This is a genomic window from Methanothermobacter sp. KEPCO-1, assembly GCF_008033705.1.
In the GTDB taxonomy this organism is placed as follows: domain Archaea; phylum Methanobacteriota; class Methanobacteria; order Methanobacteriales; family Methanothermobacteraceae; genus Methanothermobacter; species Methanothermobacter marburgensis.
This window is the reverse complement of the sequence record NZ_CP042937.1, coordinates 1,302,485-1,317,366: the sequence shown is the minus strand read 5'-3', so window position 1 is coordinate 1,317,366 and position 14,882 is coordinate 1,302,485. Positions and strand designations below refer to the sequence as shown.

The following is a 14,882-nucleotide window of genomic DNA, read 5'->3' as shown; positions in this document are numbered from 1 at the left end:
ATCAACCACCAAGATCGAATGTGATCCTGAATACCGCGCCATTCTGATTTTCTGCCGAAATTGAGCCCTTAATTCTGCTTAACATGAAATTAACCAGTCTGAGACCGAAACCCGGAGGATCTGAAAGATCAAGGTCCTCGGGTAAGCCAGAACCATCATCGGCAACCATCAGGACCCCTGAACCTTTGAATGATTCAAGTTCAACTTTTATCTCCCCTGAATCCCCCGTACCGTGCTTTATGGCATTTGTTACAAGTTCGTTGACTATCAGACCAATGGAAACCGCTGTGTTGATCCCCACCTCAACTTCAGCCAGGTTCACCCTGAACACCACATCCCTGCCGCGGCACATGCCCTTAAGTTCACCAATGAGTTCCTCAATGTAGTCAGATAGGTTCACGGCCATGCCGTTTCTGGAGCCATAGAGCCTCTCATGTACGAGGGCTATTGAACGCACCCTGTTCTGGCACTCAGTGAATATCTCAAGGGATTTCTCATCATCTATGTACCTGGACTGGAGCCTCAGGAGGCTTATGATAAGCTGAAGGTTATTCTTGACCCTGTGGTGTATCTCAGACATCAAGAATTCCTTCTCCCTCAGGGAAGCCTCCAGGGATTTTCTGATATTCTTGTCCTCTGTTATATCCTGCTTTATTCCTATCATGGATGTGGGGTTCCCGCGGGAGTCATAGAGTACCTTTGCCCTGAAGAGTACATATGCCACTGATTCATCCCTCATCACCCTGTACTCCCCCTCAAATGGCTCCTTTTTTGTGATTGAATCAATGAATGACTCCCTGTCTTCCGGGTGGATCCTTGATACCATCTCATGAAGGGTGCCCCCAAAATCCTGTTTTCTGATTCCAAGTATCCTCAGGGCCTCATCGGAACATGAAAGTGTTTCTGAATCAAAATTCCACTGCCAGCTTCCGATCTTACCTATCCTCTGAGCCTCCTTTAGCTGCCAGTGACTTTCTGCGAGGGACCTTCTTGTCCTCTCAAGTTCCCTCTCCTTTTCAACCTCCCTGAGGGCTCTTCTTATTGCAACTGGAACCTTTGAGAAGTTGCTCTTAAGAACATAATCTGTGGCCCCACTCTTAAGTGCCTTCACAGCGAATTCCTCACCTATCTTTCCACTTACGAATATGAAAGGCACATCTGGACACAGCTTGCGTGCTATTGCCAGGGCAGAGAGGCCGTCAAAGGATGGTAGTGAATGGTCAGCCAGTATAACATCTGGATTGAATTCATGAAGTGCCCTTACAAAGTCCTCCTCACCTTCAACCGTTTCTGATATGAAGTCAATTCCTGAGCGACTTATCTCCCTCTCCATCAGTTCGACGTCAAGGGGGACATCCTCAAGTATGAGAATCCTGCATGTCATCCTATCCTCTTTTAGCTATGATTCATAAATTAATGTTTTTAACAAGTCTTATTTATCCGCCACAAGCATGATCTATAACACCTAAATCTGCTGGGCAAGTCTTATTTATCTGTCTCCCTATAATATACTTATGAGAAAATTCAGAAGACCCCTCGTTGTACTCAGCCGCTGCATCGAACATGATCACTGTCGCTATGACGGCTCAATGATACCCAGTCCCTTTGTGAGGCAGTTCTCTGATTACGCTGATTTTATCACGGTCTGCCCTGAGGTTGAGATGGGTCTGGGTGTTCCAAGACCTCCAATACATATAACCATGAAAAAAGGGGAATTCAGACTTTTTCAACCCGAAACCGGCAGGGATCTGACAGAGGAGATGAATTCATTCATAACCTCATTTCTGGATTCACTGGACAAAGTCGATGGATTCATATTAAAGAACAAGTCGCCCTCCTGCGGTATAAGGAACGTTAAGGTCTACATGGGCGCCGGTAAAAGACCTGGCAGCCATGGGGTGGGGTTCTTTGGAAGGGCTGTGATGGAAAGGTTCCCCCACCTCCCCCTTGAGGATGAGGGGCGCCTCAGGAACCTGCAGATAAGGGAGGATTTCCTCATAAAGCTCTACCTGGTGAGGGACTTCCGTGCGGTGAGAGACCTGGGTGACCTCATAGAGTTCCACACATCAAACAAGCTGCTCCTCATGTCCTACAGTCCAGAGGGGCAGAGAACACTCGGGAGGATAATAGCAGATCAGAAGGATCATGATGACACCCTCAAGAGATACTCTGAAACCCTCTGCAGCGTTATAAAAGATCCGCTGAAACCTGAAAGAATCATAAACAGCCTCCTGCATGCCTTCGGCCACTTCTCATCAGAACTGAATGGAAGGGAGAAGAGTTATTTCCTTGAATCAGTTGAGGGGTACCGTAAGGGGATCATGCCACTTCTTGTGCCCCTCAGCATACTGAGGTCATGGGTCGTGAGATTCGGGGATGAGTACCTTGAGGGCCAGACCCTCTTTGAACCATACCCCCGTGAACTTGTGCCGGTAACCCTCATCGTTTGAGGTGGCGGTGATGATACATGATGAAAGGATAAGGAGCCTCAACACTGAAAAACCAGCTAGGGATGGTAAGTACGTCATCTACTGGATGCAGGCCTCGGTGAGGGCACACTGGAATCATGCCCTTGAGTATGCAATTGAAACTGCCAACAGCCTCCATAAACCGCTGATTGTCATATTTGGACTCACAGATGAATTCCCCAATGCCAACTCCCGCCACTACAGATTCCTCATAGAGGGTTTGAGGGATGTTGGGGATGCTCTCATGAAGAGGGGTGCGAGGCTCGTGGTTGAAAATGAAAGGCCCCCCTCAGCTGTTATTAAATACGCGGATGAGGCCTCCGCAGTGGTGGTGGACAGAGGATACCTTGACATTCAGAAAGAATGGGTGGATGAACTCGCTGAATCACTCCACATCCCCCTGATGCAGGTTGAAAGCAACGTTATAGTACCCGTTGAAACAGCCTCCCCCAAGGAGGAGTATTCCGCAGGGACCTTCAGGCCAAAGATAACAAGGGAGCTTGAAAGGTTCATGGTTCCACTCAAGGAGCGAAGGCTGGCTGTGGATTCCCTTGACCTTGACCCTGGCCCTGATCTTAATGATGTCACCGGAAAATTCAGGGCCTCTGAGGAACTGGAACCCTCCATCTTCAGTGGTGGGGCCTCTGAGGCAATAAGGCTATTTGATGAGTTTCTTTCAGAAAAACTTGCATGCTTTGAGAAGTACAGGAATGACCCTGTGAAGAACTGCCTATCAAATATGAGCCCGTACCTTCATTTCGGACATATATCACCGCTTTACCTTGCCATGAAAGCATCAAAGACGGGTGAATGCCCTGAATTCCTTGAGGAACTCATTGTGAGAAGGGAACTCAGCATGAACTTCGTGCACTACAGTGATAATTACAGCAGCATAAGGTGTCTTCCTGAGTGGGCCCAGAAAACCCTCATGGAGCACGCAAGGGACCCCAAGGAATACGAATACACCCTCAGGGAATTTGAGGAGGCCAGAACCCATGACCCCTACTGGAACGCCGCCCAGAAGGAGATGGTTATCACCGGGAAGATGCACGGTTACATGAGAATGTACTGGGGCAAAAAGATCCTGGAATGGACAGATCACCCTGAAAGGGCCTACGACATAGCAATTTACCTCAATGATAAATATGAGATAGATGGAAGGGACCCCAATGGCTTCACAGGGGTTGCCTGGTGTTTCGGTAAACATGACAGGGCCTGGGCCGAAAGGGAGATATTCGGAAAGGTAAGGTACATGAATGACCGTGGACTTGAACGAAAATTTCGGATAGGTGAATATGTGAGGAGAGTTCAGGAGCTGGAAGAGTAAATGACGCACACATTATTTTATCACAGAGAACATTCCACAGAACAAACACCTAATGAAAAACCCTCACCCAGCAAAACTTTTTTATCATCCTACACCCAATTATCTAAGGGATTCCAATTATTCTCACTCCATGGAGGTTATGATATGAACATTGACCTTGAAGGATACTACAGGATACGTTACAGTCTATTCAGATGGAGACACAATCAGACATGGATCAGCAAGACAGTCATGGCATTTTTCATGGCCTGTGTAACAGGGATAATGGCCCAGGTTGTGATTCCACTACCCTGGACCCCGGTACCCATCACAGCCCAGACACTGGCAGTCCTCATGTCCGGTGTTGTCCTTGGAAGGTACTGGGGTGGGCTGAGCCAGGTCATATACATCCTCATTGGTGCCGCTGGAGTGCCCTGGTTTGCCGGTATGACAGGTGGAGCCGCTGTACTGGTGGGTGCGACCGGAGGATATCTCATTGGATTCATTCTTGCAGCGCTGCTGCTGGGCCACTTCGTTGACAGACACATAAGATCAAGGAAATTCACACCGATGATGGCCCTGATGCTTGTTGCAAACTTTGGCCTTATCTACATCCCAGGACTTCTTGTTCTGGGGCTCTGGACCCTGCAGACAACAGGGACCATGCCATCAGCATGGGAACTTCTTGCCATGGGGCTTTTACCGTTCATACCAGGTGATCTGCTTAAGATAACAGGGGCTGCAGCAGTTACAAGGGCCATAACACCAAAGGAGCCCTACGGTGAAGAGGTTGACGTCCATAAATTCCCTGAATGGAGGCTGCCCTGAACTGATAATCAGGGCACATCACCTCCTCTGTATGAGGGGGTTTCAGGGATACGGCTACAGCAGGGAATTCGTTGATAATATGGAGAGGATCCTCAAGTGGATCCATGATAATCCCAAGAAGTCAATAATGATTGTTGATTTTCCAGATGATATCTGTGCTGCATGTCCATTCCTTGATGGATCCGCCTGCCTGAGGGCCGAAGACACCGTGAGGCTCATGGATCGGATGCTCATGGATTTACTGGGTATAAAGAGCGGGGATGAACTGACATCCACAGAAATCGATGACCTCATCTCCCCCCTCATAGATTCCCCTGAATTAACTGATATATGCGGTGAATGTTCCTGGATTGATGTCTGCCTGGTACACAGAAACCCGAGGTGAAAGATAATGATCCGGCGAAAACTCGGTTCAACTGGCATATCTGCTTCGATACTGGGGATTGGGGTCATGAGGTTCCCTGAGGTGAATGGGAGACTTGAAAGAGGGTCTGCAGCGAAAATTATGAAATTTGCCCTTGAGAGCGGCATAAACTACATTGACACCGGTTACACCTACCATGGTGGTGAAAGCGAGGTTTTCGTTGGGGAATTCCTCTCAGAAAATGGTGACTACAGGGACGATGCGGTCGTGGCAACCAAGCTTCCCACCTGGCTCGTTAACAGAAGAGAGGACATGGATGTCTACTTTGAGGAGCAGACGAAGCGCCTCAGAGGCAAAATTGATATATACCTCCTTCACAACCTCAAAAAGGATTCCTGGCTGGCTCTAGACGATATGGGTGTCCTTGATTTTCTTGATTCACTTCGAGACGATGGAATCTATGTTGGATTCTCATTCCATGATACAGCCGACGTATTCTTTGAGATAGCCGACTCATACAGCTGGGATGTCATTCAGGTCCAGCACAATATAGTGGATGACCACCAGGCAAACCCCACCACCCTTGCATATGCCCACGGACTTGGTGCCGGTACTGTGATAATGGAGCCACTGAGGGGAGGCTCACTTGTACGTAACATCCCACAGGAGGTCCAGGAGATATATGAAATGGCCAGGACCCCCCGAAAACCTGTGGAGTGGTGTCTGAGGTATCTATGGGATATGGATGATGTTGACGTGGTTCTAAGCGGTATGGGCAGTGTATCAGAGATCAGGGAGAATGTTGAAATTGCATTGAACTCACAGGAGCTCACGGAAGATGACCGCGAAATTTTGAGGGAAGTTAAAAGGGCCTACCGCATGAGGAAGAGTGTCCCCTGTTCAGAATGCGGATACTGCATGCCCTGCCCTGAGGGCGTTGACATACCCCGTAACTTCAGGCTTCTGAATGAGGTATACAGGTTCATGAGCACTGGGGGCGTGGAAACTGAGTACAGGAAGATCATGGATGACAGGGAGCGGGCATCAAACTGTTCAGGGTGCTGCTCATGCATGCCCTGCCCCCAGATGATCGATATACCCTCTGAACTCAGGAGGGTCCATGAAAAACTTGGATAGGTGAACCCCTTGATTGAAAGGATCAAATACTCAATCAAGATTGCATTGATACTCGCTGTGCTTGGCTCAGCCGTCCTCTTTATATGGGGGATGATTGGGAGAATGGCTGTGGACTGGAACGTTCTGAGATCGGCCCTTGAAGGTTTTGTTGCATTTGGAATATTTGGATTCATACTGGGATTTCTGATATATGACCTTGAACCCTAGATTTGAATGGAGTTACAGAAGGCAAAATGGAGCTAAAGTCTCTGATATGTGATTGAATCATAGCTACATGAAAAAGAAACACTGTTAGCACTGGGATCACTAGAGTCAGAAGTTTGTTTTTCATTTCAATTTTCACCTCCATTTAAATCATAAATATCGAGTTACATTTTTATGTAATTCGTGTATAAATAGGTATGTGAATCCACAGAACTGCAGTACTCTGCCGAGGAGAAAGATCAGTTTTAAAAGAATAACTGGGTGTGAAATGCAGATATGATGATTCATGGATTTAAAAGACTTGAAAGTAAGAGAAACCATGTATACTTAATCCAATCAGGTACAGAAAGTTTCATCGTCAAAGTACACAAAACCAGCGAAAAATCTTACCTCGAATCAGAAAATGTGAAACTACTGAGGGATAAAGGAGTCAGAGTGCCTAGAATACTTGGTGTATCCAAGAATATCTTGATTGAGGAGTTCATCGAAGGAAAAACCATTGGAGACCTGATATCTAGGGCAGACACAACATGGACAGAAAGCCTTGGAAAGTGGTTCTCAGAAATCCACAGTATAAAAAAACAGTCAAAGACCCTTTTAAAAGGTGACTGCAATCTTAAAAACTTCATATTCACAGAAAAAGAAATTTTTGGGGTTGATTTTGAATATATACACTATGGGAATCCCTATGATGATCTTGGAAAACTATGCTTCTTCATAATGGATAGTAACTCACAGATGTCCATGAATGACAAAAAACACCTTATAAAAAGGTTTCTGAGTGCCTATGAAGATCACTCAAAAACTGTTGTAAATCCAAAAATTGTGGCTGAATACATGGAAATCGAGAAGAAAGGGGCCCTGATAAGGAGGGAACGTCATACTCCTAAATGGTTATAATTTGAATAATCGAGCTAGGAGGGATAATTCTGAGTAAAAAAACTTTCCTAACCGAAAGACAGAAAACCGTTCTTGAAATGAGGGAGAGGGGATGGTCCCAGAAGAAGATTGCAAGGGAATTGAAGACCACAAGACAGAACGTGTCAGCAATAGAAAGAAAGGCCATGGAGAACATAGAGAAATCCCGGAACACTCTAGATTTTGTTAAATTCCTAAAATCACCTGTAAGAATACTTTGCAGACGCGGGGATACCCTTGATGAAATTATAAAGAGATTATTGGAAGAATCAAATAAAGAGGGCATACATGTAATACATGACTCAATTACACTCGCATTTCTGATAAGGGAAAAGGCCAGCCACAGGATCGTTCACAGGGTTGTTAAAAGCGATTTTGAAATAGGAGTGACAAGGGACGGAGAAATTATCGTCGATCTAAATTCCTAGAATTTATAAAAAAATTTTTATAGTACCTCCCATATACAACGAGATGCAGATATATGCATATCGTGTGGTGATCAAAGGTGGGGCAGGTCAGAGAATACCTTGATTTAATAAAAAATTTCAGTGGGTTCGCAAGCCCGGGCAGTGTCATAGGAGCTCATATGTTACTAATAGCCAGGAAGGTCCTTGATTTTGAAGTCGATGAAGAAATTTATGTTACATGTGAAACGACAAACTGTTTACCCGACGCATTCCAGGCCATATGCAAATCAACAATAGGAAATGGGAGACTGAATATCCTGGACACTGGAAAAATGGCTGTCATCATCAACAGAAAGGGTATGCCTGGAGAAACAGTCCAGGCTCTTAGAATAATACTGGATCCTGAAAAGACCGTCAATTACCCGATCATACATGAATGGTACATGAACACCCGCAAGGTATCCGCAGAAGAAGTGAATCCAGAACTCATAAGAGCCGGTGAAAATCTATATTCCTGGTATTTTGTTGATGTGATCGTTCCAGAAAAAGAAAAGAAGATAATTGAAATCTGTAATCTTTGCAACGAACCTTTCATAAAAAGAAATGAGCTGGATCTCTGTCCAGCTTGTCTGAAAAGATAAACATGAGGTGAAAAAAGATGGGATTTGTGTTGGTACCAAAATCAGATTTCCAGATACCTCTGGAAGCAGATACCATAAGACCCGATCTGTTTGAAGGGCTGGATCTTGATGAAATTCGTTCCCTTCAAGTATACGAAGGGAACATCAAAAGACCCCTAGGCGAATTTTTTGAGATAGCAGAGACATCCCATGAAGATCAGTTAATACGGATCGATGGGGATGTCAGCAGGGTGAAGTATATCGGTTCAGGGATGAAATCCGGAAAAATCATCATAAACGGCGATGTCGGACTCCAGCTTGGCTGTGAAATGAAAGGCGGTGAAATAGAGGTAAATGGAAATGTTTCTTCATGGATCGGCATGGAAATGCATGGTGGCACCATAAAAATTAATGGAAACGCGGGGGATTATGTTGGCTGCGCATATAGGGGAGAGTGGCGTGGCATGAAAGGAGGTAAAATCATTATACAGGGTAATGCAGGGAACAATATTGGGGGTGGTATGATGGCCGGAGAAATTTATATAGGTGGAGATGCAGGTAATTTCTGCGGCATCCGAATGAATGGGGGTGAAATAACAGTACGCGGGGATGCTGGAAGGGCCCCCGGAGCAGAGATGGTATCAGGTATCATCAAAATTCATGGACGGATCTCCTCTCTCCTCCCGGGATTCAAGGAGATCTCAACATTCAAAGAAGATGGATCCCTTATGATCCTATTCAAAGGAGATCTATCCGAAAAAAATCCGGAGGGTAATCTATACATCAATTATAATAAGAACCTTCACATTCTAGAGAATGAGACCGATGAAGGGAGAGTCATCACAAAAAAGGGAATTAAAGTAATCTACAACAGTGGAAGTACGATCCGTGAAGGGCAGATAATAAAGGGAGGCAATAAACTCACAGATGATTATATAGATGAATGTGCACGCTGCTGTATTAGTCCTGAAGACTATAAGCTCCTAGGTGAACCCGAAAATGTTGTCGTATCATCACATGGAAATGAAGTTGTTCTGAGAGCTGTTGAGGACCCTGGAATCCAGATGGGAACAATATTCATACCCAGAGGTATATGGGCCAATGTGCTAACGCCACCGTATACCGAGTCAACCGGTTCCCCAATGTATAAAGGAGTGCCGGTTTATCTTAGAAAGGCTTCACAAGGTGAAAGGATCCTGAGTGCCGAGGAACTTGTAGAGGAATACGGGGTGGGAAAATGAGCGTCTATAAAAATGTGACATGTCCCGTCTGCGGAGGGTCTTGTGATGACATAGAGGTTCTCTATGATGGGAAAACAATAAAAACAAGGAATGCTTGCAGGATGGGGAATGCAAAGTTTCAGGAGATGGTCAGCTCCCACAGAATACTTAGACCCCAGATTAAAACTGAAAGTGGTTTCAGATCCGCAGAATGGGATGAAGCCCTTGACGCTGCAGCAGAGATACTTACAGAGTCAAAAAGACCAACCCTATTCATGGGTAGTGAGATGTCAACTGAAGCCATGGCTGCAGGTCTTGAACTTGGTGAGTATCTAAATGCCATGGTGGATTCAAATGCAACCATATGTCATGGCCCCACATTAATGGGAATCCAGGAAGCTGGACAGAGCGCTGCTACGGCAGGTGAGATAAAGAATAGAGCTGACGTCATCATTTATTGGGGTACAAATGTTATGGACTCCATGCCTCGCCACATGTCACGTTACAGCATATTCATGCGCGGATTTTTCAGAGAACGTGGTAAAAAAGATAGAACTGTCATCTCCGTGGATCCCCGTGAAACAGCAACAACTAAAGCCTCCGATATCCATCTGCAGCTGAAACCAAACTCAGATTATGAACTTTTTTCAGCACTGCTTACAGTTATAAGGGGCAATGAACCGCACAGGAGTATTGAGAGTATAACAGGGATATCAGTTGAAACCATAAAGGAAGTCGCAGACATAATGCTGAATGCGCAGTTTGGAGCCATCTATGGAGGTCTTGGACTTGCATCATCAGAAGGTAAGCATAGAAACGTTGAGATGGTTCTCAAACTGGTAGCTGCACTTAATGAACACACCAAATTTACAATAGGAGCCATAAGAGGTCATTGTAATGTTGCAGGATTTAATCAGGTGGCTTCATGGGAGTATGGTTTCCCCTTTGGTGTTGATTTTACAAGGGGTTATCCACGCTACAACCCCGGAGAAACAACTATAGTCGATCTTCTCCAGAGAAAAGAATCCGATGCGGTCCTCGTTATATGTTCAGATCTTGGAGCTCACCTCCCCAAAGAATGCGTTGAGTATATGAAAGAGATTCCTGTAATATGCATAGATATTGCCCCATGTCCAACAACACTTGTATCTGATGTTGTGATCCCTGGAGTTATTGATGCTATGGAGTCCAGCGGCACCTTCTACCGCTTTGACAATGTTCCCATCCACCATAAGGCATTCACAACATCACCATTCCCTGAAACAGAGAGCAACGAACATACTCTTAGACAGATCCTTGAGAGGGTTAAATCAATTAAAGGCGAATAAATATCTGCTAACCATTTTTATTTTTTTCTCCTATGATACAGACATTCGTGGCTTTAATCAGAACTTGAAACTCTTCGCCCGTTCTTATACCAAGCTCAGTGACTGCGCCTGGAGTTACAGCCGAGGTCAGAACTATATCCCCTATCCTCAAGTTTACATAAACAATCCTTGAAGTTTCTATAATGTCTTCAACTGTACCCTTGAAGATATTCTGTGCAGATGCCATAAACGGATCAGCTGCTATCATTATATTTTCTGGTCTGATGGAAAGTATCACAGACCCCTCCCCGCAGTCAACTGTCCTGAAGATATTTGAATTAACATTTACAGAGGTGAGCCCATTCACCTGGCCTTCAACAGTCCCTTCAAGTATATTAGCACCCAGAAAATCTGCAACAAAGTAGGACGATGGTTTATTGATGACTTCCTCCTTTTTACCCATCTGAATGATTTTTCCATGGTTCATCACCGCCACCTTATTTGAAAGCCACCATATATCATCAAGGTCATGTGTAACATGGATCACAGTGGTTTCAAAATTATCCCTGATATCTGCGATAAGTTTTCTTAGGGATATCTTTGTTCTCTGGTCAAGGGCACTGAATGGTTCATCCATCAATAGCAATCGGGGATTCACTATGATTGCCCTTGCTATCGATGCCCTCTGGAGCTCACCTCCACTGAGGGTTCCAGGGTATCTATTCAGTACGTGATCTATACCCATCATAGCTGCGATTTCATGGACTTGTCTGTGAATATTTTCCTTCATCTCTGTCTGCTTACGAAGGCCGTAGGCTATATTCTCCTCCACGGTCATGTGAGGGAAGAGACAGTGATCCTGATATACTATGCTAACATCACGTTCCTCAGGTGGGAGGGTGGTTAGATCCGCCCCATCAAGAGATATCGTCCCCGAAATCGGTTCAAAGAACCCCATGATGGTCTCAAGAAAGATAGACTTACCACTACCAGTCGGGCCGATTATAACAAGATAATCTCCCCTCGAAAGGTGGAGTTCATCTACCCTGACTACGAATTCGCCAAGGTCGATTTCTAAATTATCTATATCCAGAAAACTCATTCCCATAAGCCCCCATTTTTTCAAGGAAAAATATTGTTATGAATGAAATTATCATAAGGAAGATACCGGATGCCACAGCCATCTCCACGTTTCCATAGGATAAATTAAGATACAGAGATATAGGCAGCGTATCTGTTTTCTGATAGGTACCTCCAGCAACTATCAGTACCGCTCCAAAGCAGCCTATGCATCTTGAAAAGGTAATTATTGTTGCAGCTAATATTCCATCCCTTGATAAAGGGATCATGATATTCCTGAATGTCTCAAATTCTGTATATCCAAGGGAACGGGAAACAAATTTGAGTCTCCTATCTATGTTACAGAATGTGGAGTAACATATTCTGACCGTATACGGTAAAGAGACAAAGAACTGTGCACAGATGACTCCAAGATCCGTGAAGACTATCTGAATACCGAGTCCATCCATCATATAATTTAGAGGGGTGTTTCCAAGAAATATGAGAAGCATTATACCTATAAGAATTTCAGGGAATGCTATAGGAATATCCAGCACTGTTTTAACAATGGATTTCCCTCTGAAGGAGTCCTCTGATAGTGAATAAGCAATGAGCAGCGCAGATAACATCACAATCACTGTTGTTATAGTGGATGTTAAAAGAGATAATTTCACTGAGTGGATCATATCAGCACTTGTGAATGAATTCAGGATGGATTGCGGAGAGGATACTGTCCAGAGTGAAATACATATTATAAAAAATGCGGCCACAAAGATGACCGCAAAGAATCTGCAAGTACCTCTGAAAATACTCACTCGCTCAATGGACAAAACCGTTCAACTCCCATCAGTGCTGCTAACCCTGCTATCGTTGTTCCATAAAATATTACTCTTTTATCTGATGCCATGGCCATGATATCCTCAAATGTACCGTTAGCTACAGTAGAACCGGTTACCACTAAAACATCAGAATTATGAATTATCTTCTTATTGCTTTTTTTTTGCATCAAATACATCTACACCATATTTTTTACCCTTATTTCCAGGATTCAGATCTGTAACCTGCAATCTGTCTCCAAATGTCTCGTGAAGTTTCCTTACAAACGCCGGTTGAAACCCAAGCAAAGCAACTCTGTCATATCCCAGCAATTCAAGGTAATCTGAAAGTAATTCAGCACACCTTTCAGGAGCGTTTCCAGTGCAGTGAACTGTCCTATCAATGAAACCCTTCTTCCTCATGAGTGCATTGAAAGTAGCTATCAAACACGATTGTTTCCCTTTTACTAAAAGTTCCCCGAGGGTTCCTCTGAAATGAGTGGGAGTAGCTGTGAAGCACTCCCCTACAGTACCATCTTCAAGAGTCGCTCTGAGCATGACCTCTCTCCCCTCAACAAGAGGATAATCCTTGATGGTTGATGTATCAAGGAGAGGGTTCTTCACAGAGATCTCGACATATGTGGACTCCATGGCTGACGAATGTATCAGATAGTTCATTTTATCCCTGATAAACTCATGTATCATGGTATCAGATCCTGGTTTAAATCAGAAAATGACTTTGAACCCCCATTTTTCCCATATAACCCTGGCCTCATCTGATTTAATGTATTCAACGAATTCTTTTGATGTTTCAACGTTTCCTGAAATTGAAGTGACCGCTGCGGGTATTGTCTGGTTCTTTGCTCCCTCGATTTCAATCATTTCCAGCTTTGATTTACTGTTGTTCCATGTCAACATGTCCTCCCATATTATAACTGCATCTACCTGTCCTGAGAGGATGTATGTTAAGAGCTGATTAACTGTTGGAGTCTTTGCAACTAAATTTTCATTTATATTTACGCCCTCTTTATCAAGCATTTTCTGGGCGACTTTGCCTATCGCGCATGCCTTGGGATCTCCTATCGCAACTCTCACGTTTTCTTTACCCAGATCTTTAAGGGAGGTTATGTTCTTCGGATTTCCCCTTTTAACGGCTATGACGGGTTTATGTGAGGTTACATTCACAATGGTATCATTGATTATGTAACCCTTTTCTTTTGCCTTGTCCATTGTCGTATATTCGCCTGTTATGAGTACATCGCCCTTTTTTGATGTCATCAGTGTTGCAAGAAGTTCTCCTGAACCCCCATACTGAACATTAACCTTTTTTCCTGTCTTTTTCTCAAAATTAGTTATTATCTCATTCATTGGTTTCATGAGCCCTGCCCCTGCAAGGACTGTGATCTCTGATCCCTTCATAGTCTTTGAATTTCCTGTGATAAGATACGCTCCTGTAACCGCTGAAAGGATCAGCAACCCTATTACAAACGCCATTATCTTCTTATCCATGATCAGGCCTCCATTACCCTGTAGATTATTCCTCCATCTTTTTCATGTAACATGCCCTCATTGAACCTTATTTTCTTTAGAATATTAACAGGATCAGTTATTTCAACCCCTGCAATCATATCAACCCCGTATTCAAAAAAAACATCTGTCATTGGCGTTGTGGGTCCTATGATAGCCACAAAAGCATCAAGTTCTGCCAGTGCAAGGTAACGTTCTGTGCTGTGATTGACCAGTGTGCTGCCAGTCACTGCAAGTACATCAACCCGGGGGATAATCTGTTCAGCCGCTGTTTCAGGAAAAACACCCCTTTTAGGATTGACCTTAAATGGATTGATCTCCAGAATATAGAACTCGTCCGAAACCGTCCTTATCCTGTCAGTGTAGCGGCGTGGGAATTCACCCACCATAGCGATTTTTCGATTTCGGCATTCCTCCATCAGTATATCAAATGCATTGCATCGTTTACCACCTCCCTCGATCACTGAGTTAACAGTAGCAATTCCCAGGCTGGAATAAAATGGGTCCCATGACCTTGAAAGTTCAAGTAATTCATGAGTCATCTCTGGAATTTCAAAATCTCTGATGAATCCATTATTACTGGCTATACCGCAGGAGCTGCTCCAAACAGCCGTCCATGATCTGCCTATGGCCACATCCCTTACTCTGATTTCAGGCATGTTCTCAATCTCATCCAGTATATCATCAAGTATCATAATAGCA

General features: G+C 44.3%; 18 protein-coding genes. 11 read left to right on the top strand and 7 right to left on the bottom strand.

The genetic code is table 11. The annotated features are described in order from the left end of the window. Position 1: 1 nt before the first annotated feature. The gene (locus tag FVF72_RS07050) at positions 2–1,384 is read right to left on the bottom strand and encodes a sensor histidine kinase (RefSeq protein WP_147671667.1); all 1,383 of its coding nucleotides are present in this window, start codon (positions 1,382–1,384) and stop codon (positions 2–4) included. Positions 1,385–1,514: 130 nt separating this feature from the next. Between FVF72_RS07050 and FVF72_RS07045 the strand changes: the two genes are divergently transcribed. The 11 genes from FVF72_RS07045 (at position 1,515) to FVF72_RS06995 (ending at position 10,800) form a co-directional block, all read left to right on the top strand. Further along, positions 1,515–2,450, top strand: a complete 936-nt coding sequence (locus tag FVF72_RS07045; RefSeq protein WP_147671666.1) for a DUF523 and DUF1722 domain-containing protein — start codon at positions 1,515–1,517, stop codon at positions 2,448–2,450. 10 nt (positions 2,451–2,460) lie between these two features. Further along, positions 2,461–3,795, top strand: a complete 1,335-nt coding sequence (locus FVF72_RS07040; protein WP_147671665.1) for a deoxyribodipyrimidine photo-lyase — start codon at positions 2,461–2,463, stop codon at positions 3,793–3,795. Between the two features lie 144 nt (positions 3,796–3,939). Further along, on the top strand, positions 3,940–4,602 hold the full coding sequence (locus FVF72_RS07035) for a biotin transporter BioY (protein ID WP_013296109.1): 663 nt from the start codon (positions 3,940–3,942) through the stop codon (positions 4,600–4,602). Then, entirely contained in the window at positions 4,556–4,987 is a 432-nt protein-coding gene (locus FVF72_RS07030) for a DUF1284 domain-containing protein (RefSeq protein WP_147671664.1), read from the top strand. The genes FVF72_RS07035 and FVF72_RS07030 overlap by 47 nt, the downstream gene beginning before the upstream one ends. 6 nt (positions 4,988–4,993) lie before the next feature. After that, positions 4,994–6,103, top strand: a complete 1,110-nt coding sequence (locus FVF72_RS07025; protein ID WP_147671663.1) for an aldo/keto reductase — start codon at positions 4,994–4,996, stop codon at positions 6,101–6,103. Between the two features lie 9 nt (positions 6,104–6,112). Continuing rightward, on the top strand, positions 6,113–6,310 hold the full coding sequence (locus tag FVF72_RS07020) for a hypothetical protein (protein WP_013296112.1): 198 nt from the start codon (positions 6,113–6,115) through the stop codon (positions 6,308–6,310). 273 nt (positions 6,311–6,583) lie between these two features. After that, positions 6,584–7,207: an RIO1 family regulatory kinase/ATPase gene (locus FVF72_RS07015; protein WP_013296113.1), complete on the top strand. Its 624-nt coding sequence runs from the start codon at positions 6,584–6,586 to the stop codon at positions 7,205–7,207. Positions 7,208–7,236: 29 nt separating this feature from the next. After that, entirely contained in the window at positions 7,237–7,653 is a 417-nt protein-coding gene (tfx, locus tag FVF72_RS07010) for a DNA-binding protein Tfx (RefSeq protein WP_074359241.1), read from the top strand. Between the two features lie 77 nt (positions 7,654–7,730). After that, a complete protein-coding gene (locus FVF72_RS07005; RefSeq protein WP_010876550.1) occupies positions 7,731–8,273 on the top strand; it encodes an FmdE family protein in 543 nt (180 codons plus the stop codon). Positions 8,274–8,290: 17 nt separating this feature from the next. After that, positions 8,291–9,493, top strand: a complete 1,203-nt coding sequence (locus FVF72_RS07000) for a formylmethanofuran dehydrogenase subunit C (RefSeq protein WP_013296115.1) — start codon at positions 8,291–8,293, stop codon at positions 9,491–9,493. After that, complete coding sequence (locus FVF72_RS06995; RefSeq protein ID WP_010876552.1) at positions 9,490–10,800, top strand: formylmethanofuran dehydrogenase subunit B; 1,311 nt, start codon at positions 9,490–9,492, stop codon at positions 10,798–10,800. Before FVF72_RS07000 ends, FVF72_RS06995 begins: the two co-directional genes overlap by 4 nt. A gap of 7 nt (positions 10,801–10,807) precedes the next feature. Here FVF72_RS06995 and FVF72_RS06990 read toward each other — a convergent pair whose 3' ends face one another. Genes FVF72_RS06990 through FVF72_RS06965 form a run of 6 tightly spaced genes read right to left on the bottom strand, consistent with a single transcriptional unit; the run spans position 10,808 to position 14,875 of the window. Then, positions 10,808–11,881 (bottom strand): ATP-binding cassette domain-containing protein, encoded by a 1,074-nt coding sequence (locus FVF72_RS06990; protein ID WP_013296116.1) that lies wholly within the window; start codon positions 11,879–11,881, stop codon positions 10,808–10,810. Then, complete coding sequence (locus FVF72_RS06985; RefSeq protein WP_255503679.1) at positions 11,859–12,608, bottom strand: ABC transporter permease; 750 nt, start codon at positions 12,606–12,608, stop codon at positions 11,859–11,861. The genes FVF72_RS06990 and FVF72_RS06985 overlap by 23 nt, the downstream gene beginning before the upstream one ends. A gap of 41 nt (positions 12,609–12,649) precedes the next feature. Further along, positions 12,650–12,844: a Rossmann-like domain-containing protein gene (locus FVF72_RS06980; RefSeq protein WP_187239623.1), complete on the bottom strand. Its 195-nt coding sequence runs from the start codon at positions 12,842–12,844 to the stop codon at positions 12,650–12,652. Further along, a complete protein-coding gene (locus FVF72_RS06975; RefSeq protein WP_147671661.1) occupies positions 12,825–13,358 on the bottom strand; it encodes a hypothetical protein in 534 nt (177 codons plus the stop codon). Before FVF72_RS06975 ends, FVF72_RS06980 begins: the two co-directional genes overlap by 20 nt. A gap of 21 nt (positions 13,359–13,379) precedes the next feature. Continuing rightward, the gene (gene modA / locus FVF72_RS06970; RefSeq protein ID WP_010876557.1) at positions 13,380–14,162 is read right to left on the bottom strand and encodes a molybdate ABC transporter substrate-binding protein; all 783 of its coding nucleotides are present in this window, start codon (positions 14,160–14,162) and stop codon (positions 13,380–13,382) included. Positions 14,163–14,164: 2 nt separating this feature from the next. Then, entirely contained in the window at positions 14,165–14,875 is a 711-nt protein-coding gene (locus FVF72_RS06965) for a Rossmann-like domain-containing protein (RefSeq protein WP_010876558.1), read from the bottom strand. Positions 14,876–14,882: the final 7 nt, after the last annotated feature.

Bases quoted from the DNA above. Each gene is read 5' to 3' on its own strand.
- FVF72_RS07040 (WP_147671665.1), top strand. From the start codon at position 2,461: ATGATACATGATGAAAGGATAAGGAGCCTCAACACTGAAAAACCAGCT.
- FVF72_RS07000 (WP_013296115.1), top strand. From the start codon at position 8,291: ATGGGATTTGTGTTGGTACCAAAATCAGATTTCCAGATACCTCTGGAA.
- FVF72_RS06990 (WP_013296116.1), bottom strand. From the start codon at position 11,881: ATGAGTTTTCTGGATATAGATAATTTAGAAATCGACCTTGGCGAATTC.
- FVF72_RS07045 (WP_147671666.1), top strand. From the start codon at position 1,515: ATGAGAAAATTCAGAAGACCCCTCGTTGTACTCAGCCGCTGCATCGAA.
- modA (WP_010876557.1), bottom strand. From the start codon at position 14,162: ATGGATAAGAAGATAATGGCGTTTGTAATAGGGTTGCTGATCCTTTCA.
- FVF72_RS07050 (WP_147671667.1), bottom strand. From the start codon at position 1,384: ATGACATGCAGGATTCTCATACTTGAGGATGTCCCCCTTGACGTCGAA.
- FVF72_RS06965 (WP_010876558.1), bottom strand. From the start codon at position 14,875: ATGATACTTGATGATATACTGGATGAGATTGAGAACATGCCTGAAATC.
- FVF72_RS07025 (WP_147671663.1), top strand. From the start codon at position 4,994: ATGATCCGGCGAAAACTCGGTTCAACTGGCATATCTGCTTCGATACTG.
- FVF72_RS07015 (WP_013296113.1), top strand. From the start codon at position 6,584: ATGATGATTCATGGATTTAAAAGACTTGAAAGTAAGAGAAACCATGTA.
- FVF72_RS06975 (WP_147671661.1), bottom strand. From the start codon at position 13,358: ATGATACATGAGTTTATCAGGGATAAAATGAACTATCTGATACATTCG.
- FVF72_RS07035 (WP_013296109.1), top strand. From the start codon at position 3,940: ATGAACATTGACCTTGAAGGATACTACAGGATACGTTACAGTCTATTC.
- FVF72_RS06980 (WP_187239623.1), bottom strand. From the start codon at position 12,844: ATGCAAAAAAAAAGCAATAAGAAGATAATTCATAATTCTGATGTTTTA.
- FVF72_RS06995 (WP_010876552.1), top strand. From the start codon at position 9,490: ATGAGCGTCTATAAAAATGTGACATGTCCCGTCTGCGGAGGGTCTTGT.